This is a genomic window from Methanolobus halotolerans (assembly GCF_004745425.1).
GTDB classification, from domain to species: domain Archaea; phylum Halobacteriota; class Methanosarcinia; order Methanosarcinales; family Methanosarcinaceae; genus Methanolobus; species Methanolobus halotolerans.
Genome location: NZ_PGGK01000001.1, coordinates 208,002 through 231,842 on the forward strand (window position 1 = coordinate 208,002; position 23,841 = coordinate 231,842).

Annotated in this window: 22 protein-coding genes; 14 read left to right on the plus strand and 8 right to left on the minus strand. The window is 45.4% G+C overall.

Annotated features, from left to right (window positions below; all coding sequences use genetic code 11):
* Positions 1-8: 8 nt before the first annotated feature.
* Positions 9-1,241 (minus strand): methyl coenzyme M reductase-arginine methyltransferase Mmp10, encoded by a 1,233-nt coding sequence (mmp10, locus tag CUN85_RS01050; RefSeq protein ID WP_135388097.1) that lies wholly within the window; start codon positions 1,239-1,241, stop codon positions 9-11.
* Positions 1,242-1,565: 324 nt separating this feature from the next.
* Here mmp10 and mcrB point away from each other — a divergent pair, with 324 nt between their 5' ends.
* From mcrB to CUN85_RS01080, 6 genes are all read left to right on the plus strand, one after another.
* Positions 1,566-2,870: a coenzyme-B sulfoethylthiotransferase subunit beta gene (gene mcrB, locus CUN85_RS01055; RefSeq protein ID WP_135388099.1), complete on the plus strand. Its 1,305-nt coding sequence runs from the start codon at positions 1,566-1,568 to the stop codon at positions 2,868-2,870.
* Positions 2,871-2,908: 38 nt separating this feature from the next.
* Complete coding sequence (gene mcrD / locus CUN85_RS01060) at positions 2,909-3,406, plus strand: methyl-coenzyme M reductase operon protein D (RefSeq protein WP_135388101.1); 498 nt, start codon at positions 2,909-2,911, stop codon at positions 3,404-3,406.
* Positions 3,406-4,017 (plus strand): methyl-coenzyme M reductase I operon protein C, encoded by a 612-nt coding sequence (gene mcrC, locus CUN85_RS01065; RefSeq protein ID WP_135388345.1) that lies wholly within the window; start codon positions 3,406-3,408, stop codon positions 4,015-4,017. The genes mcrD and mcrC overlap by 1 nt, the downstream gene beginning before the upstream one ends.
* A 6-nt stretch (positions 4,018-4,023) precedes the next feature.
* Complete coding sequence (gene mcrG / locus CUN85_RS01070) at positions 4,024-4,773, plus strand: coenzyme-B sulfoethylthiotransferase subunit gamma (protein ID WP_135388103.1); 750 nt, start codon at positions 4,024-4,026, stop codon at positions 4,771-4,773.
* A 10-nt stretch (positions 4,774-4,783) separates the two neighbouring features.
* Positions 4,784-6,502: a coenzyme-B sulfoethylthiotransferase subunit alpha gene (gene mcrA / locus CUN85_RS01075; RefSeq protein WP_135388105.1), complete on the plus strand. Its 1,719-nt coding sequence runs from the start codon at positions 4,784-4,786 to the stop codon at positions 6,500-6,502.
* Positions 6,503-6,677: 175 nt separating this feature from the next.
* The gene (locus CUN85_RS01080) at positions 6,678-8,729 is read left to right on the plus strand and encodes a hydantoinase/oxoprolinase family protein (RefSeq protein ID WP_135388107.1); all 2,052 of its coding nucleotides are present in this window, start codon (positions 6,678-6,680) and stop codon (positions 8,727-8,729) included.
* Between the two features lie 55 nt (positions 8,730-8,784).
* Here CUN85_RS01080 and aroA read toward each other — a convergent pair whose 3' ends face one another.
* Positions 8,785-10,062, minus strand: a complete 1,278-nt coding sequence (gene aroA, locus CUN85_RS01085; RefSeq protein ID WP_135388109.1) for a 3-phosphoshikimate 1-carboxyvinyltransferase — start codon at positions 10,060-10,062, stop codon at positions 8,785-8,787.
* A gap of 314 nt (positions 10,063-10,376) precedes the next feature.
* Between aroA and CUN85_RS01090 the strand changes: the two genes are divergently transcribed.
* Entirely contained in the window at positions 10,377-10,841 is a 465-nt protein-coding gene (locus tag CUN85_RS01090) for a DUF488 domain-containing protein (protein ID WP_235856138.1), read from the plus strand.
* 2 nt (positions 10,842-10,843) lie between these two features.
* Here the strand turns inward: CUN85_RS01090 and htpX are convergent, their stop codons facing one another.
* The 3 genes from htpX to CUN85_RS01105 form a co-directional block, all read right to left on the minus strand.
* On the minus strand, positions 10,844-11,698 hold the full coding sequence (gene htpX / locus CUN85_RS01095; RefSeq protein ID WP_135388113.1) for a zinc metalloprotease HtpX: 855 nt from the start codon (positions 11,696-11,698) through the stop codon (positions 10,844-10,846).
* Positions 11,699-11,822: 124 nt separating this feature from the next.
* Positions 11,823-12,089, minus strand: coding sequence for a hypothetical protein (locus CUN85_RS01100; protein WP_135388115.1), 267 nt, complete (start codon positions 12,087-12,089; stop codon positions 11,823-11,825).
* Between the two features lie 68 nt (positions 12,090-12,157).
* Entirely contained in the window at positions 12,158-13,525 is a 1,368-nt protein-coding gene (locus CUN85_RS01105) for a hypothetical protein (RefSeq protein ID WP_135388117.1), read from the minus strand.
* Between the two features lie 281 nt (positions 13,526-13,806).
* On the opposite strand from CUN85_RS01105, the gene CUN85_RS01110 reads away from it, so the two are divergent.
* From CUN85_RS01110 to CUN85_RS01130, 5 genes are all read left to right on the plus strand, one after another.
* Positions 13,807-14,616, plus strand: a complete 810-nt coding sequence (locus tag CUN85_RS01110; RefSeq protein ID WP_235856139.1) for a helix-turn-helix transcriptional regulator — start codon at positions 13,807-13,809, stop codon at positions 14,614-14,616.
* A 65-nt stretch (positions 14,617-14,681) separates the two neighbouring features.
* Positions 14,682-15,197, plus strand: coding sequence for an amino acid-binding protein (locus tag CUN85_RS01115; RefSeq protein ID WP_135388119.1), 516 nt, complete (start codon positions 14,682-14,684; stop codon positions 15,195-15,197).
* A complete protein-coding gene (locus CUN85_RS01120; protein ID WP_135388121.1) occupies positions 15,194-16,189 on the plus strand; it encodes a homoserine dehydrogenase in 996 nt (331 codons plus the stop codon). The genes CUN85_RS01115 and CUN85_RS01120 overlap by 4 nt, the downstream gene beginning before the upstream one ends.
* 31 nt (positions 16,190-16,220) lie before the next feature.
* Entirely contained in the window at positions 16,221-17,912 is a 1,692-nt protein-coding gene (locus CUN85_RS01125; RefSeq protein WP_135388123.1) for an ATP-dependent DNA ligase, read from the plus strand.
* A gap of 61 nt (positions 17,913-17,973) precedes the next feature.
* Positions 17,974-18,336 carry a hypothetical protein gene (locus CUN85_RS01130; protein WP_135388125.1) on the plus strand — a complete coding sequence of 121 codons (363 nt, stop codon included), beginning with the start codon at positions 17,974-17,976 and terminating at the stop codon, positions 18,334-18,336.
* Between the two features lie 12 nt (positions 18,337-18,348).
* Here CUN85_RS01130 and CUN85_RS01135 read toward each other — a convergent pair whose 3' ends face one another.
* Positions 18,349-19,380, minus strand: a complete 1,032-nt coding sequence (locus CUN85_RS01135; RefSeq protein ID WP_235856140.1) for a radical SAM protein — start codon at positions 19,378-19,380, stop codon at positions 18,349-18,351.
* An 85-nt stretch (positions 19,381-19,465) separates the two neighbouring features.
* Between CUN85_RS01135 and CUN85_RS01140 the strand changes: the two genes are divergently transcribed.
* A complete protein-coding gene (locus CUN85_RS01140) occupies positions 19,466-20,314 on the plus strand; it encodes a phosphatase PAP2 family protein (RefSeq protein WP_235856141.1) in 849 nt (282 codons plus the stop codon).
* 68 nt (positions 20,315-20,382) lie between these two features.
* Positions 20,383-21,609, plus strand: a complete 1,227-nt coding sequence (locus CUN85_RS01145) for an MFS transporter (protein ID WP_135388131.1) — start codon at positions 20,383-20,385, stop codon at positions 21,607-21,609.
* Here the strand turns inward: CUN85_RS01145 and CUN85_RS01150 are convergent.
* Both CUN85_RS01150 and CUN85_RS01155 read right to left on the minus strand, forming a co-directional pair.
* Positions 21,599-22,429: a response regulator gene (locus CUN85_RS01150; RefSeq protein WP_135388133.1), complete on the minus strand. Its 831-nt coding sequence runs from the start codon at positions 22,427-22,429 to the stop codon at positions 21,599-21,601. The genes CUN85_RS01145 and CUN85_RS01150 overlap by 11 nt on opposite strands.
* Positions 22,429-23,748 (minus strand): sensor histidine kinase, encoded by a 1,320-nt coding sequence (locus CUN85_RS01155; RefSeq protein WP_135388135.1) that lies wholly within the window; start codon positions 23,746-23,748, stop codon positions 22,429-22,431. Before CUN85_RS01155 ends, CUN85_RS01150 begins: the two co-directional genes overlap by 1 nt.
* Between the last annotated feature and the right edge of the window lie 93 nt (positions 23,749-23,841).

Consider the following 23,841-nt stretch of genomic DNA (forward strand, 5'->3'; position numbering starts at 1 on the left):
CCGCACTTTCATTCGGGTGCAAGTCCACATGCGTTTATCTCATGAATTAGCTCGGTAAACTGCTCTATCTCAAAATCAAGAACTTCCTGCTTTGTCATTCCTATGGACATTTCCCCGTCATAGGAAAGCATGTCCGGTCCCCTGCGAACAAATCTGTCAATACCATCTTCTGAAAGCACCTTTTTTGCTTCAGGGTCATGCACAAAAGCTCTGCCCGGGATTATTACCGTTTCCTTGATCTCAGACAGGTCAAGTGCCTGCAGGTCTTCGACTGTTATGAGGCAGGCGATATCTTTTCCTGCAGGAACCACATTGACAGTGCTTCCAAGTTTTTCGAAAACGAGCCCGATTCTGTCTGCTGCTGCCTTGCTTGTCAGCAGTGTTGCCTCTTTGGTGACAGGAGGGAGTCTGGCAAGTGCCTCCTCTTCATTCCTGATGGCAAAAGGTGAACCGATCTGCGGGTCTTCAAGTGGAGTTCCTGTGATCCTCATGCGATACATTTCTGCCGCATTACGTACAATACCGGTGAATTCCTCAATGCTGTGGGTTCTTATCCCTTCCATGACGGGTGCATTTCCAAGTATCAGCCCTTCTTCGCATCTGTTGGCAAAACGCATGAGTATTGCTCCTTTTGCACCCATTTCCTCAAGGTCATCGAGTGTTCTTTCGAGTACTTCTCCGTCATTTGCTCCGGGAACCACCACGATGGCAGCATAGACGTCGCAATTTGCGCAAAAATCTCTGAGTACCTGCAGGGATGCTTCAGGCTCGGGGTCATGCATGTATTTGGCTCTTATTTGCGGATCAGTTGAAAAGACAGTGAACGAGACTTCAGTTACGCCATAGTTGATATAAAACTCCGCTTCGTTCCCTTCACTGAAACCTTTTCCGCTGGTATATCCCAGATGAATGGGGTATCCGAACTGGGAGAGGTTGGCAACTAGTGGCATAAGCTCAGGGTAACAACTGATGTCTCCACCACCACTGATCGTTATTTTATCAATGTTATCTGAGCTGAAGTTGATTTTCTGGTAAGTCTCCTGGAATACGAACTGCGCAGGCTTGAAACCGGAATATATTTCCCTTACGCCTCTTGTACAATAGTCGCACCCCTTCCGGAAAGGAAAACAGTACTTACAACCAAAGGGTGGTACTTCTGTGACCTTCTTAAAATAACAATAGGCACAAAAACCCTTACAATCTATGCCTGGATTCCCGCCTACATCTGCCGTGATTTCCATAATGTTTTTTACATAATATCTGTCTTACTTAAACTTTTGTGGTGAATCCCCGGACCCTGGTAAATATCTGGATGTCGAATAAAGAGATATCAACATTGCATATTATTTTTTTTAAATTAATTCAGTTATCGGCGGATACTGAACTCGGGTTGCATGATGCAAAAGGTTTAAACATCATCGTTACTTAATACTCCCGAGAATTCCCACTGGAAACTTTTGCGTGCAGACATATGTAATGTGGTACAGAGCAATTGATTATCATCGTATCGGATGTGCGCTTCCAGAAGGGTTATTTCTGCATAGAAACATAGGAGGAAAATATACGTGTCTGATAAAATAGACATTTACGACGACAGAGGTAAACTGTTGGAAAGCGGCGTCGATCTAATGGATATTGCTCCAACAAGAAACACAGCGATCCAAAATATCATTAAAGATACCAAGAGAACTGTTGCTGTAAATCTTGCCGGCATTGAGAAATCACTTAAAACAGGTGCAATGGGCGGCAAAAAGAAACAGATCCTTGGTAGAGAACTTGATTACGATATTGTTGGTAATGCAGGTGCAATTCAGGATGCAGTTGCAAAACTCGTAAGCGTAAGCGAAGACGACGACACCAACGTAAAAGAGCTTGGTGGCGGAAAACAGATGATCGTCCAGGTACCAAGCGTAAGGGCACAGGTCGGTGCTGACTACGTATCTGCAAGTACCGTAACCGGTGCAGCAGTTGTCCAGACTATCATCGACATGTTTAACACTGACATGTTCGACGCACCTATCATCAAGTCCGCTGTATGGGGAAGCTACCCACAGACAATGGACATGTCCGGTGCAAATATCGCATCGATCCTAAGTATCCCACAGAACAACGAAGGTCTCGGTTACTCCCTGAGGAACATAACCACAAACCACATTGCAGCCATTACTGGCAAGAAGGCAATGAACGCAGCCGCACTCTCATCCATCTTCGAACAGGTAGGTATGTACGAGATGGGCAATGCTGTAGGTCCTTTCGAGAGACACCAGTTACTTGGCCTTGCATATCAGGGTCTTAACGCAGGTAACTTCGTCTACGACATTGTAAAGGAGAACGGTAAGGAAGGTACAATCGGTACTGTTATCCAGTCAACAGTGGACAGGGCTCTTGAAGCAGGTATTATCTCAGTGGACAAGACCGCACCATCCGGATACAAATTCTACAAGGCAAACGATGTCTCCATGTGGAATGCATGTGCAGCAGCAGGTCAGCTTGCAGCAACCATGGTGAACTGTGGTGCAGGCAGGGCAGCTCAGAATGTTTCATCAACCATCCTCTACTTCAACGACATCCTTGAGAAGGAAACAGGCCTTCCAGGCTGTGACATGGGTAGAGCACAGGGTACTGCAGTAGGTTTCTCATTCTTCAGCCATTCAATATATGGTGGCGGTGGACCAGGTATCTTCAACGGTAACCACGTTGTGACCAGGCACTCCAGAGGTTTCGCAATTCCTTGTGTATGTGCAGCTGTCTCACTTGACGCAGGCACACAGATGTCCACTGTCGAGAAGACATCATCACTTGTTGGTAACGTATTTGGATCTATTAAAGAGTTCAAGGACCCAATCAAAGCAGTCGCAGGAGCTCTCTAAGACCCAAAACCCTCCTAAAATATCACAGGTAATTACAAATGGTCGATTCTTCATCAGACACAAACGCTGTGCAACTTGAAATTTTTCCTTCAAGATTGCTAAGACCGGAAACAGCCCAGAACTTATTGAACGAGATCGCTGAGATCGAAGGTGTCACAAGGTTGTTTGTCCACGGCCCGAGGCTTCCTCAGAACGTCCCTTACGGACCTGCAAAAGGTGAACCTGTGCAGCATCCCGGGAACAAAGTCATCGAGGTTGCAGGTCAGGCCATGGAACTTGCTGTCTGCGTAGGTGGCATCCGCATGGAAGTTATCAACGTTGACGTAAAAGAGCAGGTCAGGGAAGTTTGTGAAAAGATCCTTCCTGTATCTTTTGAGTTCAGGCAAGGTCACTTCATACCGACAAAGCAGACTGTGACGGATTACGCTAAGCGCGGACCCGGTGCGGATCCTTTGATGATAGGAATGACCGATCCCAAAGGAAAGCTCAAAGATTATCCTGTATGCATCCTGAAATCCGAATCCAGGGACGAATGATCATGTTTGACCGGGAAACACAGGTTGTAGACTGCAGACACGGTATGGGTCTTGGCAGAGGGGGAGGACTTGCACAACGCGGTACTCTTTCAGAGACAGGACGAACCGATGTGATTGCAGTTGCCATGAGTCCCGGAAGAAGGCATATCACAAAACCCGTCTGTGAACTCACGTACGGGATGCGCAGGGAAGAGATCCAGGTAAGTGTGCTCGTGCTGAACACCGGTTCAGGTGTTCCGGACACCAATATGGGTTCCGGCTCTTTTGGTATAAGCCCCGAAGAGATCGCACAGATAAACAGGCACAAGGTTGCTGTTATCCACACAGGGAACATCCGGGAACACGTAGTAAGGAAGGTGAAGGCGATACTTGAAGAAGCCAGTATTCCTGCAGTAATTGTTTGCCAGACTCCCGTGGATTTCGAGGATTTCGCAATGGCAGGGGTAAAGACAAGACTTGTAAAACCACAGGAAAGTGATATTTTAACCAAAGGAAGGGTAATGGAAATTGTGAGCGGAGTTACACGAGGAGAATCATGTTCAAGGGAAAAGCTGAACGAACTCGTGAAAGCCGTGAAAACCACAATGCGATCATTAGAGAATCAGGAGTGAATAATTATGGCATATGAACTACAGTATTATCCAGGAGCAACATCCGTTGCAGAAAACAGAAGGAAACACATGTCAGGAAAGGTCGAGAAGCTCAGAGACATTTCCGATGAAGACCTGACATTAGTACTTGGTCACCGTGCACCAGGCAGTGACTACCCAAGTACACACCCACCACTCGCAGAAATGGGTGAACCGGAAGATTCTATCAGGGAACTCGTAGAAGCAACACCGGGCGCAAAGGCCGGTGACAGGGTAAGGTATGTACAGTTCGTTGACTCAATGTACAACGCACCGGCAACCCCCTACTTCAGATCCTACAACGCAGCTATCAACTTCAGAGGAGTCGACCCAGGTACACTCTCCGGTCGTCAGGTAGTTGAAGCCCGTGAGAGGGACATGGAAGAACTCGCAAAGTTCCAGATCGAGACCGAAATGACCGACCCGGCACTTGCTGGTCTCAGAGGCGCAACAGTCCACGGTCACTCACTCAGGCTTCCTGAAGACGGTGTAATGTTCGACATGCTCGAGAGAGTAAGAAAAGAAGGCGACGTAATTGTAATGCACAAGGATCAGGTAGGCAGGCCAATTGACAGGAAGGTCAGTCTTGGAAAGCCAATGTCCGAAGAAGAAGCAGCAAAGAGAACAACAATCTACCGTGCTGACAACGTTGCATTCAGGGACGACGCAGAAGTCATTGAATGGGTTCACAGAGTATTTGACCAAAGGACCATCTACGGCTTCAAGCCAGAGAATTGAGGTGATGATAATGGCAGATGACAGACAGAGGAAGTTTGCAAAACAAATGGAAATCAAGTTCACTAAAGAACATGGTTCCAACAAGATGGAAGGCGGTGAGATCACAGACAAGAATGTAACATACTACAGGCTTGGTGTCGATCAGAACCCTCGAAAAGTAGAGATGAAAAAGGCAGGTCAGGAAATCTCAAAGAAGAGAGGACTTGTCGGCTACAACCCAATGATGCACTGTGGTGGTATCCCACTCGGTCAGAGAGCACTCACTCCATCATTTTTGTCCGGAACGGACATGATGGTCGAGATGGATGACCTTCACTACGTCAACAATGCTGCAATGCAGCAGATGTGGGACGACATCAGGAGAACCTGTGTTGTCGGTATGGACATGGCACACGAGACCCTTGAGAAGAGGCTCGGTATCGAAGTCACACCAGAGACGATCAACCACTACCTTGAGACACTCAACCACGCACTTCCCGGTGGAGCAGTCGTCCAGGAGCACATGGTCGAAACCCACCCTGCACTTGTAGATGACTGTTACGTAAAGATCTTCACCGGTGACGATGAACTTGCAGATGAGATTGACAAGCAGTTCCTCATTGACATCAACAAGGAATTCCCTGCAGAGCAGGCAGAGCAGCTCAAAGCAGCTATCGGAAAGACATCATGGCAGGCAGCTCACATTCCAACCATTGTCAGCAGAACCACAGACGGTGCTCAGACAACCAGGTGGATGGCTATGCAGGTCGGTATGTCATTCATTTCAGCATACAGCATGTGTGCTGGTGAAGCAGCAGTAGCTGACCTTTCATATGCAGCAAAGCACGCTGGTGTTATCCAGATGGGCGAAATGCTTCCTGCAAGACGTGCACGTGGTCCTAACGAGCCTGGTGGAATACCTTTCGGCCACATGGCAGATATGGTACAGACAAGCCGTGTAGATCCGGAAGACCCAGCACATATAGCCCTTGAGGTAGTCGGTGCGGGATGTATGCTCTATGACCAGATATGGCTCGGATCATACATGTCCGGTGGTGTCGGTTTCACACAGTACGCAACCGCAGCATACTGTAACAACATCCTTGATGACAACCTGTACTACAACGTTGACTACATCAACGACAAGTACGATGGTGCAGCAAACAAGGGTATTGACAACAAGGTAAAGGCAAATCTGGATGTCGTAAAGGACATTGCAACAGAGTCCACCATTTACGGTATCGAGAATTATGAGAAATACCCAACAACACTCGAGGACCACTTCGGAGGTTCCCAGAGAGCAACCAGCCTTTCCGCAGCAGCCGGTTCTGCAGTATCAATTGCAACCGGTAACGGAAACGCCGGTCTGTCCGGATGGTATCTCTCAATGTACCTGCACAAGGAAGCACTCGGAAGACTCGGTTTCTTCGGATACGACCTGCAGGACCAGTGTGGTGCAACAAACGTATTCTCATACCAGTCCGACGAAGGTCTGGCTCTTGAACTGCGTGGACCAAACTACCCCAACTACGCAATGAACGTAGGCCACCAGGGTGGATACGCCGCGATCACATCCGGTGCACACGCAGGACGTGGAGACGCATTTGCAGTCAACCCACTGATCAAGGTCTGTTTCGCAGACAACCTCCTGCCCTTTGACTTCACACAGCCAAGGAAGGAGTTCGGTAGAGGAGCTCTCAGAGAGTTCGAGCCTGCTGGTGAGAGATCACTCATCATCCCGGCAAAATAATTTTAAAAGAAGTGCAGGCTCTAAGCCTGCTACTTACTCTTTTTTTGAAATTCCTGCTTTTGTTCTACTGTTTATTTTCTTCGACATGACATGGTAATGCTTAAATATTGCAAAACCATTCTTTTTTGCACTACCATTAATAAATTTGATCTTTGTTCTCAAGGAGTGACACGATATGCAATATAGTCTGGGAATTGATGCAGGTGGAACGTTTACTGATGCGGTTATCATCCGTGATTCGGATGGTGCGATAGTCGGGAGCACAAAAGTACTTACCACCTATCCCAATCCGATCGGTGGTATAAAAAAAGCAATCGATGAACTGGACCCCGAATATGTCAGATCTGTAAAACTTGTCTCTGTCTCTACGACTCTTTCCACTAATACAATACTGGAAGATACGGGTTTTCCTGTTGGTGTGATCCTGGTGGGTGATTATGTGATACCTGAGGAAGGTTTTCCTGCGAAGTACTATGTCCGCCTGAACGGCGGTCATACGAGCAACGGGGAGGAAGCAGCGCCTCTTGATGAGGAAGGCGTAAGAAAGTTTGCCATCGAGATCAAGGATCAGGTTTCTGCATTTGCAGTTTCTTCATTTTTCAGCAACAGGAACTCAGAGCACGAACTTCGGGTGAAACACATCATAAAGGAACTCACCGGATTGCCTGTTGTCTGCGGTCACGAGCTTTCCCAGGAGGTCGGTGCATACGACCGCTCCATTACTGCTTACCTGAATGCCCAGTTATTGCCTATAACACACAGGTTTATCAAGTCCATCATGCAGGATATCAGTTCCCGGGGAATCGATGCAAATCTCCTTATGCTCAAATGTGATGGCTCGGTAGTCAGTATGGAAGAAGCTCTGGAGAGGCCGATCGAGTCCATATTCTCAGGCCCTGCAGCCAGTCTTGTTGGTGCCGCATACCTAACCAAATACGATACATGTGCCATGGTGGATGTGGGAGGCACCAGCACGGATGTCGCATTGATCAGGAATGGTATCCCCGAGTTAAGTGACCAGGGTGCTGTAGTGGGTGGCTGGAAGACCATGGTGAAAGCGATCAGAATGGAAACGTCTGCAACCGGTGGTGATAGTCATATCTGGACACAGGACCAAAGATTCTATGTCGGGCCAAGGAGGGTGATACCGCTGTGTCGTGCTGCAGTGGAGTATACTGGTTTTCTGGCCAAGTTGGGGGAGTGCAAGAATCCTTCCCGGAAATTGTTATGTGAGAATGTACAGCCAAGCAAGTTCTTTGTAAGGACAGGTTTTTTGCCCATGGACCTTAGCAGAACAGAAGAGGAAGTATATGATGCTATTCAGGGCATGCCTGTATCGTACACTGAACTTTTCCTGAGGCTTAAAAAACAGCCAAGTGTCAGGGCACTGGACAGTCTGATACAGAAGCGTCTTATTCAGGCTATAGGTTTTACACCTACGGATGCACTCCATGTGCTTGGTGATTTCCAGATGTGGGATGCTGAGGCATCGGTACTTGGTGCTGAAAAACTGGCCCGCTTCATGAATATGAAAAAGGAGGAACTCTGCAACGAGATCAAACGTAAGGTGGCATGGAATATGGCATCTGACCTTGTATCATATCTGGTGGCCGGTATCCCTGAGTCGGTCGTGGAGAAAATGCTATCGGGTGAGAACTTCACTCGATTCAAGATAGAAACCCCTGTAGTACTTCTGGGTGGTCCGGTCGTCGCATTCAAGGAGGAAATGGAGAAACTCATTGATACCGATATAGTGCTTCCCGAATACGCCAGTGTTGGCAATGCTGTTGGAGCTCTTGTAGGTAAGGGTATCAAACGTGTGGAAATCCTGGTAAAACGGGACTTCTCTCCGATAACAGGTGAGAATGTAACAAATGAAGAACTGAAGAATACAAAAGAGCTTGTCAGGTATTTTGTTTTCGCTTCCGGAGGAAGACAGATGTTCTCTGAATACCTTGAAGCCGTGGATTTTGCAACAACTACTGCTAAACAGGTCGTAATGGACTACATGAAGTCAGCAGGTTATTCTGAAAGTGAGGTCGACCTGGAGGTGACCAGGAAGGAACTCTCTATCAGGGAAAATGAAGAACCGGTGGAGACAAAGGTCATTGTTGTGGGTGTTGGTACGTCGAAGATCGTTGTGGAAAAAGATGTGATTCCAGATTATATGCGGAAGAAAGCGCTCAGTTCCCGCAAAGCTGCTGAACACTCATATTCAGGAAAGTGAGGGGAAACTTCCCCTCCTGTATTTTTTAAATATCTGTATCTTTGTCGGAAAAGGATCAGAATATTTTCAGTTCAGCTCCCAGCGATTGCATTTCCTCGAAGAAGTTAGGATAGGATATTTCCACCGATTCGATTGTATCGACTGTGGTATTCCCGGCCACCATGCCTGCAATGGTCAGTGCCATTACTATCCTGTGATCGTGCCAGCCGTGCAGATCGGCACTTTTCAATGTTCCGCCGTTTATTGTGAGCTTGTCAGTTTCTTCCTTCACAGTGATGCCCATTTTGGTAAGTTCGAGTGCCATCGCGTGAAGCCTGTCTGTCTCTTTATAGCGTACATGTTCTGCATTCTCTATTACTGTCACACCCTGTGCGCATGCAGCCAGGACTGCTATGGTTGGTACAAGATCAGGAGTTGCACCTGCATCGAATGTAGTTCCCTGAAGTCCATTTCCTGTGATTCTGACCACGCCTTTTACCCTGTCCCATGATATATCTGCGCCCATGCGCCTGAGCACTTCGATTATCTCCACATCTCCCTGTTTTGACGGGAACAGGTTCTTTACAATAACAGTTGATCCTGTCATTGCAGCAGCCGCCAGGATATAGGAAGCCGAAGAGAAATCCCCGGGGACGGTATAATCCTTCAGGTCATACTTCTGGTTTGCAGGGATGATGAACTTTATATTATTTGTTTCCTCAGTGAGGATCTCGCAGCCTGCCTGTTCAAGAAGTTCTTTTGTGACATCCACATAGGGCTTTGATTTCATTTCCCCTTTGATTGACAAAGTCGTACTTTTAGTAGTAAGGGGACATGCTATGATCAGCGCAGAGACGAACTGGGAACTGATTGATCCGTCAATGGTAGTAATGGCTCCTTTTAGTCCTCCTTTTACCACAAGAGGCGCACATCCGTTGCCACGTGTGGAATATGCTTCAACCCCCAATCGATTAAGCACATCGAGAAGAGGCTGGTTCGGACGAGTCCTTATGGAACTGTCTCCTGTCAGTACAGTCACTCCTTTTGTAAGGGCTGCAATGGCAGTCATGAACCGGAGGGTCGTACCTGAATTTGCAACGTCTATGATATTCCCGGGAACTTTTGGTTTTCCGTTCATCCCCTGAATAATTAACCGGTCGTCCTTCCTTTCAATATTTGCACCGAAAGACTCACATGCACGGATAGTTGCAAATGTGTCGGCAGACATAAGTGGTCTGTGAACCACACATTCATCCGATAATGAAGCAATTGTTATAGCCCTGTGAGTATAGCTTTTTGAGGACGGTGCGAATACTTCACCATTGATTTTCGAAATATTGACTGCTACTTTCATTTTTACCTCATTCTGTATGAGAAAAATGTACGTTCTGAATGATATTCTTATCGATTCCTGGTGCGAATAACTTTATGTGGGGGACAGTGATTGGAACATTTACAATCGTTTTAACCGTTTTCCATATCTTAGTACTCTGTATCCGCATAAATGCATGGGTCAAACTGGCGTTCAAACGAAAGAAATAAACCCTACATGTCATATCCATGGATAAGTCCGGTAAATATCGAGCCAGAATTTGTTTTCCGGATGCACTATCTATAACATCTGAAGAACTGAGGTGTCAAATTTATATGAACCCCCTCCTTTGTCTGTTGACTTTACCAGCTGCCCGAAAAAATAACTGCTACACCATAGGATATGGCAACCGGTCCTTTGATGAGCTACTTGAAATGCTTCTTGCGAACAGGATTACGGACCTTGTAGATATACGCAGGTACCCTCAGTCAACTTTTGAAGATTTCAATAAGGAATATCTTGAAAAAGCCCTCCCTAAAAATGGAATTCGTTACGTCCATTGCGAAGGGGTTGGAGGCATGCGTGATTCGACATACACCGAATACATGGGTACCGATGAATTCAGGGGTGACTTTGAGAGGTTGCAGCGATTTATCCTGAGGGTGAACAGGGATGGCGGGAAAATAGCTTTAATGTGTGCTGAGAAAAGTCCCAAGGGCTGTCACAGGTATTATCTTTCTAACAAACTCGAAGAAAACAGTGTAGAGGTCATCCACCTGGTCGAACCCGGGCAGATGAGCCTTTTTAAGTTCTTTGACTGATTTTACATTGCGCGCAGGCGCTTAATACGTTCCTCTGTAGCAGGGTGGGTTCTGAAAAGGCTCATCAACTTGCTTCCTTTCAGGGGATTCACGATGAACATATGAGCTGTACTTTCAGATGCCTGCACATCTCCTCTTCTTTCCTGGTAGTGGGAAGAGCCGTATTCTAACTTTTCCAGCGCATTTGCAAGAGCCCATGGTTTTTGTGATATGTTTGCTCCTTCTGAATCGGCTGCGAATTCCCTTGACCTTGAGATAGCAAGCTGTATTATTGTAGCAGCTACTGGTGCTACTATCGCAAGTGCAATGAACCCTAAGATACCGTTGCCTTCGCCATCCCTTCCGCCAATTCCTCCGAATATCGCTGCCCATTGAACCCATGTAGCTATCATTGTAATGACACCTGCTATGGTTGCTGCGATTGCACTGATAAGTGTGTCACGGTTCTTTACATGCGCAAGTTCGTGCGCAAGCACACCTTCAAGCTCTTCCGCGGTCAGGAGGTCAAGTATCCCACTAGTTGCAGCAACAGCTGCATGCTGCGGATCTCTGCCGGTTGCAAATGCATTAGGCATGGATGTATTGACTATGTAGACCTTTGGCATAGGAAGGTTTGCACGCATTGCAAGCTTCTGGACAATGCCATACAACTGCGGATGTTCTGCAGATGTGACTTCCTGGGCACGGTACATTTTGAGTACGATCTTATCACTGTACCAGTAACTGCCAAAGTTCAGGACTACTGCGAACAAAAAGGCGATTATCATGCCTGACATTCCACCAACAAGGCGTCCGACCAGGACCAGCAAGCCTGTAAGAGATGCCAGCAGAATTGTGGTTTTTAACATATTCCCCATTATTTTCCTCGTAATGATATTTTTGCAAATCTATAATAAGCAATATCTGATTGTTTGTTATTCTATATAAAACTTTTCTATGTTGATATGAATTTTAATAAAAAAAGAAAAATATGAACTTGTTTCACATCTCTTCGACGGATATATTCTCTTCCTGGTCCATACCACTTATCAATGCTTCAAGTTCTGCGATCTGTGCTTCAAGGTCCTGGATCTCGGAATCGGTGATTCCGACCATTTCTTGATTAAGAGTATTATCAGCAATGGAGCTATCAACCCCTGTATCTCCTGAAACCACCTCATCTTCGGAAGAAATATCTTCAGTACAACCCGACACCACCAGTCCAATGACCAGGATGGCCAGTATCACAATGTATTTTCGTCTTAACATGAACATCCCTCTCCTCAAATATATTTATTTAGTTATTTTTATTTATCTGCCTGATTAAATGTTCTCAGTTAAATACTTGTCTGGTTTGCAGATCCGTCGGTTTCGTTTCCGGATCCATCGCCTGAATCATCTGTGTTTTCATCTTCCAAAGAGTCGTCTTCTTCGTCCTCATCTTCTGATTCTGTTTCTTCATTCTCGTCATCAACGTCCATATCAGGAACTGCCCACTCATTCTCTACACCTTTCATTACATAGGTCCCGTCTCCGGTGAGCATAACTGTGCCTGTACCGTCCGCATCAAGGGATATGTCTGTTCCACGCAGCATAACTGTTAGGCGACTGCCATCGATAGTAATATCTCCGGTGAGGTTGTGATAGACAAGTGCCCTGTTATTGTTATCGCTGTTACCTGAATTGACATTAGATGACTCGTAATCGGCATTCTCTGTATTTATCTCTGCATCCCCGGCCATGTCCTTTATCACAAGCATGGCATTGTCTGCAGTAAAGTTTAGCGTGAAATTACCGGAAATCACTGCGGTCCCATTTCCGTCAGCACTCAATGTATCTTCTCCGGTCAGGACTATAAGTCCTTCACGGTTCTGTTTGAGTACCTGCAGCATGTTCCTTAGGACCGCATTTGCATCCCTGATGCTCTGGCCTGCCTGATTCATGTTCCGGACAATCTCATCCTGGCCCGTGTCATTGGAGTATGCATTTCTTGCCTGTTCCTGATGCTGTTCCGCTTCAAGTATAAGTGCGTTATATTCCTCCAGCATCTCTTCAAGCTCGGTCACATCTTCACCTTTCTGCTCCATACGTGCAATCTCGCTCTCAAGGCGAAGTTTCATAGCTTCAGATGCCTGTATGACTGAATTCAACTTGTTAGTGGCCGTCTTGGCTGAAGAGCTGACTTTCTCCTTGCGTGCATCCTTCCAGATATCTCTGATGTCTTTAGCTGATCCGGCAAGTTCAGCTCTTGTGTTTGCTGCTCCGATATCTTCTTTTTCTTCGGTCAGGTCCTGTATATATTCCTCATTATCAAGGGAATCGATCATCACATCGATTGTACTGTTAAGATACTCTTTAGCAGCCTCAATAGCTTCCCCGGAATCAAGGGCATTGTTCTTGGCTTTTATCTGTATGAATTTGTCCTTTGCCTCGGCATAACTGGCCTGCCGGTTCTTAACATCCCTGGCCTGGTTCATTATTGCGTTGCGTGGTGCATCCATATTTGCATTAACCCTGTCTCTGTCCTGGTCCTGCGCATGAACGCCGGCAATACTGTCATTGTCTTCTTGACCAGTATTATTAGATTCTAAAATTAGTTTCTTCTGTCCATTATCCGGGTTTGCAAATGCTACTGCCGGAATAACACTGGCCAGCATAAGCACAACAAAAAGGTATGCAAATATTTTTATTCCTGTCTTTTTCATACTTTTACCTCAGTTTTATGTTTTTGTTATCAGCTTGAGTTCTGCATTTGCAATCCCGGGATCCTTTCCCGCGACTTGCACCTGCAATCTCCTGATTGTCAGATGAGCATATAAGCATACTTTACTTTATCTGAAAACTAAACCATATCTGATGCTATTAATGCCTTAATGGTGGCTCTTTTACTTCATAATGCTTTATAATGGCTTATTTGACTTTATTTCCTGATCACGAGGAATATATAAGAAAATATTATATGCATGTAGTAATAAATGTATCATCCGTGTCAATTCTAAAAAAACGATGTGTTCTGATCTTATTGTTCCTGACGACGATTATACCTGTTGCAGGGGCAGCTGATATGGCTACTGTTCATGGTGTCATCTATGAATGGGATACCTTCGAACCTCTGGAAAATGTCATAGTTGAAGTGAATTCCACCCCGACTCAGTCAATGCTTGCGAGGTACGGAATCTATACGTTTGATTTGGCGCCCGGGAATTACCTTCTGTCCGCCAGCTATTATCAGGGTTCAACTCTAAGATATTATGCAGAAGAAGAGATTCGGATAACTAATGATGGGGACTATGTAATAGACATTATCTTTCTCCCAACCTACTATGAGGAAGGGGAAATGAACGGATCCGGGTTCGATGAACTGGATGAACTTGCAGACCTCGCTGAAAGCGACATGCCTGCCGAAGAGAGCGGTTCGTTTTCCACTCTGATCTATGTGGCGATAGTTCTTGTTATGGTGCTTGCAGGTGCATACGTTCTTGCCAGTCAGAGAAAAGCTGATGCTGTGGGCAGATCACCGGATGGAAGTGAGTATCTCGAAAATGATGGTCTTTTACCTCTTTCTGATGGATCTGCCGGCCTGCCTGCCGACCTTCAGGAGGTCGTGAGTATAATCTCAAATAATGGTGGGCGCATTACCCAGAAAGACCTGAGAAGCCGGCTGAAGCACTCCGAGGCAAAGGTCAGCCTCATGATATCGGACCTTGAGAACCGCGGTCTGGTTCAGAAGTTGAAAAAAGGTCGTGGCAATGTTATAATTCTTGTCGGGTCGGAACAAGTAAACCAAAATGTATAACTGTATCTAATGAGTATTGGTAGAAAAATCACAGAATTTACTTTAATCTATAGACGAGGGTATACATGAGAGTTTCAATGGATCTTGAGTTAAAAGATATCCCCGGACAATTACTCCTTGCACTGAAGCCGATCTCCGATTTCAAAGGTAATCTTATCTCTGTGGTACATCACCACGAAAAGAAAACACCTCGAGGTACGATCCCGGTGCAGGTATTGTTCGAGGTCAAGCCGGATCATCTCGATGATCTGATTTCCGACCTTGAAGAAAGGGGTGTCCGTGTTGTAAGCATGGACGAGAAGCGATATCTTGAACATGGTGCTGTCATACTGATCGGCCATATAGTTCACACTGATATACAGGATACCATCGACCAGATCGATAATACGGGATATGCCGAGGTAGTTGACCTCAACCTGTCGATGCCAAAGATCAATATGCCCTCATCGGCTTCCCTGAAAATAGATGCTGTGAGCAAAAAAGATCTGCAGGCTGTAGTTGAATTGCTCAAATCAATTGCCAGAGAGAAGGATTTGCTGGTAATAGAACCTATAGAGAGCCAACTGAGGTTGATGAAGTGAAAACGATACGTGCATCTGTAATTGGTTTCGGTGCGGTGGGTCAGGGTGTCGCTAAAGTCCTTCTGGAGAAGAACGATTACCTTCGCAGCATAGGTATAGACATCAGGATTGTTGCCATAGCTGATTCAAGGACAGCTGTGATTGATGGCGAAGGCGTGGATCTTTCTGCAGTCCTTGCCTCTAAAAAAGAAAAGGGAGTAGTAGGAACCGAGAAGATCAGCGGTACCGGGATCATAAAAAGTGTTGATCATGAGCTTGTAATCGAAACAACTCCCACGAATATCAATGACGGTGGTGTGGGACTGGTCAACATGTTTGCAGCTTTTGAGAAGAGCATGGATGTGGTGACTTCTAACAAAGGACCACTTGCTCTGAAATACGTTGAGCTTTTTGAAGCTGCTAATATATCTGGCTCCAGTTTAAAGTTCGAAGCAAGTGTTGGCGGTGCCATGCCAGTCATCAATCTCGCATGCGAAACTCTTGCAGGTAATAAGATATTGAGTATGGAAGGCATATTCAACGGTACATGTAATTATATCCTCAGTCGCATGGTCGAAGAGCATGCATCATATGAGCAGATGCTTGCAGAGGCTCAGGAACTGGGTATAGCCGAGGCAGATCCCTCATATGATGTGGAAGGTATAGATACAGCTTCCAAACTTGTTATAGTCGCAAATGCGGTCTTCGGGATGAATGCCAGCTATAAGGATGTGACAGTGACAGGTATCACAAGGATAACTCCTGAAGCTCTTCTTCTTGCAAACGTTGACGGATATGCTATCAAACTGATCGGCGAGGTGAACGATGGTAAGATCAATGTAGCACCAAAGCTGGTACCTTTGGTCCATCCTCTTGCCGTAGGAGGTACATTGAACGTGTTCTCAGTGCAGACGGACATATCCGGTCCTATAACCATCACAGGAAGGGGTGCTGGCTCCATAGAAACAGCAAGTGCTATCCTGAGTGATATTATCTCTCTTTATAAACAATGATCTGACTGTATTTTCAGACTGACATATTGCTATGATGAACTTTAGAGAATTCGCACAGGCCTGTAAAGTAATCGAAGATACTCCTGGCTCTCTTGAGATGACCTCACGGGTTGCTGAACTGCTGGACAGGGCCAGCCCGGATGAACTTCCAGTGGTCACGCATTTCGTGATGGGCGAGGTCTTCCCTGCCTGGAGCAGTGAGGAAGTGGGTGTCGGTGCAGGTATCCTCTATGCTGCTCTTGCAAGATCCTCCGGTATCCCGGTGAGTGAGATCGAGGGCATTGTGAAAGAGACAGGTGACCTTGGTGAGACCGCTATCAGGGCGCTTGGCAAGAGTTCAAAGGAGCAGGCAACATTCTCGTCTTTTCTTAGTGAGTCCGATGATATCTCCGTACTCGAGGTCTTTCAGCGTTTCCGGGACATATCAAAGGCATCCGGCAAAGGCTCGCAGGCAGCAAAAATAAAGAACCTGCAATATCTTTTCAATTCAGCTTCTCCTGAGGAGGTGGGCTATATTGCCAGGCTTGCAGTGGAGGACCTGAGGATAGGAGTAGGTGAGGGCATAGTACGAAATGCTATCGCATCCGCTTTTTCGATCCCTGTCGAAGTTGTGGAGCGTGGATTCATGCTTACTAACGATCTGGGACTCGTGGCAAGCACTGCTAAAAAAGGCGGTACGGAGGCAGTTTCCAGGTTGGATATGCGGCTCAATCACCCCATCAGGATGATGCTCGCACAGTTGGCTCCTACGCTGGAAGCCGCAATTGCGGATATAGGCAGGCCTGCCATTGAGTGGAAGTTCGACGGTGCAAGGGTGCAGATCCACAAGGACGGTGATAACGTTAGACTTTACTCCCGTCGTCTTGAGGACATCAGCAGCTCACTTCCGGACATCGTTGCATCCATTCGGGAATATGTCCATGCGGACTCGGCAATACTTGATGGTGAAGCTGTGGCCATGGATGAGAACGGAAGGCCAAGGGCTTTTCAGGATATACTGAAACGTTTCCGTAGAAAATACGATGTGCAATTAACAGCAAAGCAGATCCCCCTCAATATCAATATTTTTGACATTATGTACCTTAACGGGGAAAATCTCCTTGATCAACCTCTCATCAATAGACGGGAACTGCTCAGGAACTGCGTGGAGAGCGCAGACTCTATCCGGGTGGACCGGCAGGTAATTACAGATGACCCTGAAGAAGTCAATGCTATCTATACAGAGGCTCTGAGGGCAGGTCACGAAGGCATAATGATAAAGAACCCGCAGTCTCCATATTCCCCTGGAAAAAGAGGCAAGAACTGGCTTAAGAAGAAGCCCGTGATGGAAACACTTGACCTGGTTGTTATAGGTGCTGAATGGGGCTATGGAAGGCGGACCAGTGTTATGGGTTCTTTTGCTCTTGCCTGCCATGATCCTGAAACAGGCCGTTTCTTGCCCGTGGGTAAAGTTGCCACCGGTTTTTCCGATGAACAGCTTGCTGAACTGACCGCACTGTTCTCTGGCCTTATAATAATGGATGCTGGAAAAAAAGTAGAGCTCAGGCCGGAAGTGATCTTCGAGGTCGCCTTTGAGGAGATCCAGAAAAGCACCAACTATGAATCCGGTTACGCTTTGCGGTTTCCCCGGCTTGTAAATGTAAGGGATGACAAGTTTCTGGAAGATGTCGAGACAATAGGGAGGCTTGGGGAAATGTATCGGCTGCAGAGGGAAAGGAATTGAAAGTTTGTGCTCATACGAATAACCGGGTCAAAGATCTCAAAATAATGGAGTCTCAACTTCTATGAAAATGAAATTGCTCTCATTCCTGCTGATGGCTGCATTCCTGGTATTTGCGGGTTGTGTGGAGGATATACCTGCTATAGATGAGCTTGCAGTCGATGGGGAGAACGGTGGATCGGACATGGTGGTTGTCTACCTGGATAATTTTTCCTTCCATCCTGAATATGTCGTCATATCAGAAGGCGACACTGTCAAATGGATCAATAATGATTCTGCTGCATCTGTGATAAGGGGAAATTCATTCCAGTCTCCGGCTCTGAGGAAAGGTGACAGCTTCAGTCATACTTTCGAGGACAAAGGCACTTACAATTACTTTTTGATATCTCATCCCTGGACCCGCAGTGGTATAATTGCAGTCGAATAATTATCTGCCTTTTCAGATCAGTATGTCTTCAAGCCCTTCCTCTTTCACTATCTGAAGGGCTCTTCTTTTTTCTTTTTGTGTCAGAAAACGATCTATTTCAGGATACCTGCAGACCATGTGGTGAGGTGTATACTGGAACATCAGGTTCAGTCTTACATGTGGGGTATTTTCAGCTATCCACTTCATTATGGGTTTTGTACAGCATTCCAGGTGTCCGGGCATGACGAGATGTCTGATCAGGATATCCGCCTGTTTATTTGCAAGCTTGAAGTTATTCTCTACTGTATGTGTATAGTTCCTGACCCTGGAATACCGGTCTGCACAAATATCATTACCGTACTTGAAATCACCAAGGTACAGGTCCACGACTCCTTCAAGTAGTGCTGCAGACTCGGGAGAATGGTACATGTTCGAGTTCCATACAATGGGTATATTGACCTTGATCTCCCTGATAACTTTCAGGATATTCGTAAGGTGGGGTGTGGGTGTAACAAAATTGACGTTTCTTGAACCTTTTTCATGCATATGGCCAACAATACTTGCAATCTCTTTCGGCCTTATAATCTTTCCGCTTTCAGGATGGGTGGAAATGTCCTGGTTCTGGCAGAATACGCAGGAAAATACACATCCTGTGAAGAATATGGTATGTGATGGCACAAGCTGCAATTCTTCTCCCATATGCAGAAATTCGGATGCATATTTTGATACATCTGTCAGTCCGCAAAATCCCTTCTTGCCTGCATGGCGGTCGACCATACAACGATGCTGGCAAAGATGGCATGCTTGCATGATCCTCTCGGATAACTCTATTTTAAGATCCAGCAGGCTTTTTCCAGCCTCCGGATGGCTTATATGGCTTCTGGTTAAGAATGGATCCTGTTCAAGCTCTCTGTATCTTTGCATCCCTTCATCATGTATGTTCCATAATTCTTTTTCCGTTAGGTTCTTCTCAAAGGAAACATCTACATATCTTAAGATATTATTTCCGGCTGGAACTTTGTTAACAGTTACTTCTGAATACCTTTCCATGAAAAGCTCAGGCATAAACATTATTTACGACTTGCACTAATTAATAAATAACTCCAAAGAAAAATTGATGTGCAAGGATAGAATGACAGCTATTGCATTAATGTCAATAATGGTACCGGTCGTAGTATTGCTTAATCTGATTGCATACTATGTACTTATTCCAAAAAAAAACAGGGGGTGGCAGGATATCTATGCTTACGCCGGTAAATCCGGCAGACTCTTTTCATATGGTGTACTGCCTTATTTCCTGCTTGTTTCCTGTGTCTACGTACTTGTGAGATCAGAGGGGATGCTTGCAAAATCTCTTGGTATAACTCCTTACTACCGGCTTGCAGAGTTTATTTTTTTGATAGAAGGGGGTACAGTCAGCTCTTTTCAGGCGATAATGAGTCCGGAGCTGACATATTTCAGTGCTTTCATCTACCTGTTTGGTTTTTCATTCCTGTTGATATTCACCTTTGTGGTACTGGTATGTACGGGTAAAGTAACAGTTCTTCAGGAGTATTCCATTGCAGTCGTTCTGGCATATCTGATAGCCTTCCCATTCTATATTTTTATGCCTGTGAAGGTGACTGGCTACACTTTGCCAACAGTCATTCCTCTGCTTTATGAACTCAGCCCGGTCATAAGTAATGGTATAAGAAGCGTGGACCCATATCTTGATAACTGTTTCCCGAGCCTGCATGCAGCACTTTCTATAATTGCCATGCTACTTGTCGTTTTCAGGACCGATTTCAAGCAACTGAAGGCAGTCGTTGTCATACTGGCTTTACTGATTCAGTTCACGATTTTCTATCTTGGTATACACTGGATAATTGACTTTATCGGGGGCATCCTGCTGGCAGGTCTATGCTATTATGTAGCTACGCGGTACAGGGAGATGATTGTTCAAAAAATCACCATACTTCTCACATCCATCGAAAAGAGAAGGGTCGGAAGGATTCGTTAATGATTATTACCTGAACTATGTTCACTTTTATATTTTGATGATCTATTTCTATGGGAAGGAGTGCCTTAATGGAAGAGCCATCCAACGGATCTGATACAGGACATGTTCCTGAAAAGAGGAAACTGGATCCACAATTATATATTCTGTCATTTTCAAAGTTGTTCAAGGATCTGGGTACGGGGATGCTTGCTTTCCTGATCCCGCTCTACATAGTTGGTTTGCACAGTTCTGTTTTTGCAGATACTCCTATAGTTGTAAAAGCTGGTATCGTCGCAACTGTGTTCGGTATATCCAATGCCTTCTCCCAGCCTTTAATGGGAAGACTGTCCGACAGGCTTGACAGGAGAAAGGTCTTTATCGTTGCGGGGATGCTTGGGTTCACAGTTCTCTCGTTCATATACGCCAACACCGGCGAGTTCGAGTATATTGTGTTCTTCCGTTTCATCCAGGGAATTACCGTAGGTGCGACAGTTCCTGCTATTGTTGCAATGGTGACACACCTTTCTACAAGCCATACAAGAGGAAAGGCAATAGGAATATATTCTTCCTTGCGGGGTTTCGGGTTCGGGACTGGTTCATTGCTAGGCGGCATCATTGTAAACTACTATGACTTTAGCTCGGCGTTCTACGTTTGTGCACTACTGGGCCTGATAAGCACCTTTTCGGTATCCTTCTTTGTAAATGAGACCCGGGATACTTCTGTGAAGGGAGGTTATGCTAAAATCGCTCATGTAAAGGACCTCCAGTTCCCGGTACTTGCATCTGCCATGTTCATGATGATGGTGGGCATAATGATAATATTTGCTTTTCTGCCTGAATACAGGACAAGGCTTGATGCAAGCGAGCTATCTCTTAGTATTGCAGTCTCTGCCTATGTACTCTCAAGAATCGTTTTCCAGACACCAATGGGTGAGATTTCGGACAGGATTGGTAGAAAAAGAATGGTAGCTATGGGTTTGCTCATCAATGTCCCGATAGTCGTAGGTCTTGGATATGTGGAGAGCATAGTTCAGCTTATATCCCTGCGTGCATTCCAGGGCATAGCCATGGCCGCAGTGGAAACTCCTGTTATGGCTCTGGCAGTAGAGCTCACCGGCGGTTCCGGTGTAGGTTCAAAGGTAAGTACCATAACCGCTTCACAGGCAGCTGGTATGGCCCTGGGACCATTGCTTGGAGGATTGCTTGCGGGATATGTATCTTTCAGGGCTCCTTTCTATCTGTGCGGAGCTTTGATCCTGCTATCTTTTTTACTGGTACTGGCAGTGGTTCGGGATCCGGAGCCATCTAATGATTAGTCTTCTGGATATTGTCACCGCTGAAAGAATAGTTTAAAAAGGATTTCTCAATATCCTTTCTTTCACTTATATCATAAAAAACAATGATCGTACCCATGATCTCATTGCGGGAATTTTTAATGGGGGAGCCGATCACATCTATGGGTGTGTGGTTGTTCTCTCTGGAAATTAATACTGTTTTATCATGCAGCCCATAAAAAGCGCCTTCATTCAGGACCTTTTGTGTTGGGTTTTGTACTGTCTTTCCTGTATCCTCACAAATTACCCTGAAGATCTCTTCGATCGGTTTATCAAATGCTTCTTCCTGCCTGTACCCGGTAAGGGCCTGTGCGAGTGGGTTAACTAGCTTCACTTTTCCCTGTGCATCAGTGGAAATGATCGCATCTCCTATGTTGTTTAGCAGGGAATTTATCCAGTTTTCGTTCTCAAGCAGTTTTTCCTTTTCGAGCGCTCTTTTGTAAAGGGCTATTTCGATATTGGTTCTTAGTTCCCTGTTCTCAAAAGGTTTTAATATATGTCCGAAGGGGCTTGTCAGTTTAGCCCTTGCTATTGTCTTTTCATCGGAGTATGCTGTCAGGTATATCACAGGAATATCACAATGATCATGTATTATCTCGGTTGCCTTGATGCCGTCCATGTCTCCCTTCAGGACCACATCCATAAGTATCAGGTCAGGGTTGTGAATTCTTGCCATCTCAATCGCATCTTTTCCGGTCGAGACCATGCAGGGAACACTATATCCGAAACTCTCGAGACTATCCTTTATGTCTAGAGCAACTATTTTTTCATCTTCGACGATCATTATCTTTTCATCTGTCATCAATAGTCCCTTCTTCTGTAGGATAGTTCCTTGAAAGTTATTTTGAATCCGGTACCGTTATTCCTGTTAAGTTCGATCTTTCCTTCTATCTGTTCTACAAGGGAATTGACAAGTTGAAGTCCGAGTGAATCTGTATCTCGGAAATCTGTATCTTCCGGGAAACCGATTCCGTTATCACTGATCTTAAGGATGAACTTATCTTTTTCAGGATACAGTTCTATCTCTATCTCTCCGGTACCTTCTCTGAATGCGTGCTTCAGGGAATTTGATACGAGTTCATTAATGATCAATCCGAGTGGTATGGATGTATCTATACTAAATGTAATGTTTTTAATATTTATATGGATTTTGATATTGTCTCGTGAAAAACCATATGAACTCAATAGATATTCTGCGAGTGTTGATATATAAGTTTTCAGGTCGATCTTTTCCAGGTCCTGTGAATTGTATAGGTTTTCATGGGCCAATGCCATTGAACGTGCCCTGTGCTGACTCTCCTTGAAAGCCTCGATAACTTCGTGGTCCCTGAATTTGCGGGACTGGAGTCTCAGAAGGCTGGATATGACCTGAAGGTTGTTTTTTACCCGGTGATGTATCTCTTTTAGCAGGATGTCTTTTTTATGTGCTTCTTCAGCCTGTTTTATCTCGGTGACATCTTTCACCACGGACATTATTTCATCTTCACCGCTGACAACGATGCGCACTTCAAAATCCCGAATCTCACCTTTTACGGGCAACTGGTATTGCATTATCTGCATTTTTCCATTACTGAGCACCTCTTTGATAATCTTAAGCTCCTGTGCTGCAATATCATTTGGCAGTACATCTTCGATCTTTATGTCCAGAGGCATATCCGGTGATTCGTAGAGGCATTCGTCGGTGGAGAGCTTATAATTGCAGATAGTACCATCCTTTTTGATCTGGAATACCATATCAGGCATTGCCTGTATTATCGCTTTTATGGTTGCATCCCTTTTTGATATAAGTTCTCCTGACCGTTCAAGGGATTCGAGCATCCTGTTCATGGATACTATGAGTTTTGAGATCTCATCGTCACCTTCTTCAAATATGCGCCTTGAGAAATCCTGGCTTTCTCCAATATGTCTGATATCATCGTTGAGTTTGTTAAGGCGCGAGATATATGTGTTCTCAAGCAGGAATAATGTTACAGCCCCGAATAGGCTTCCGGATAGCAAAAATATCACAAGATAAGCAAAACTGTTCATTATAACTGTCTGGGAGCTAATGTACAGAATAATTATCAGTCCTGCAATGGTGGCACCAATGATTGTCAGGGTCTTTTTTCGTAGCGAGGTCATTAGTAACACTTTCCGGAGTATCAGCAGGAAAAAGTATAATTATCATTGACCGGAATTTATATAATTCAATAAAAAAAGGATTTGTAAATTATA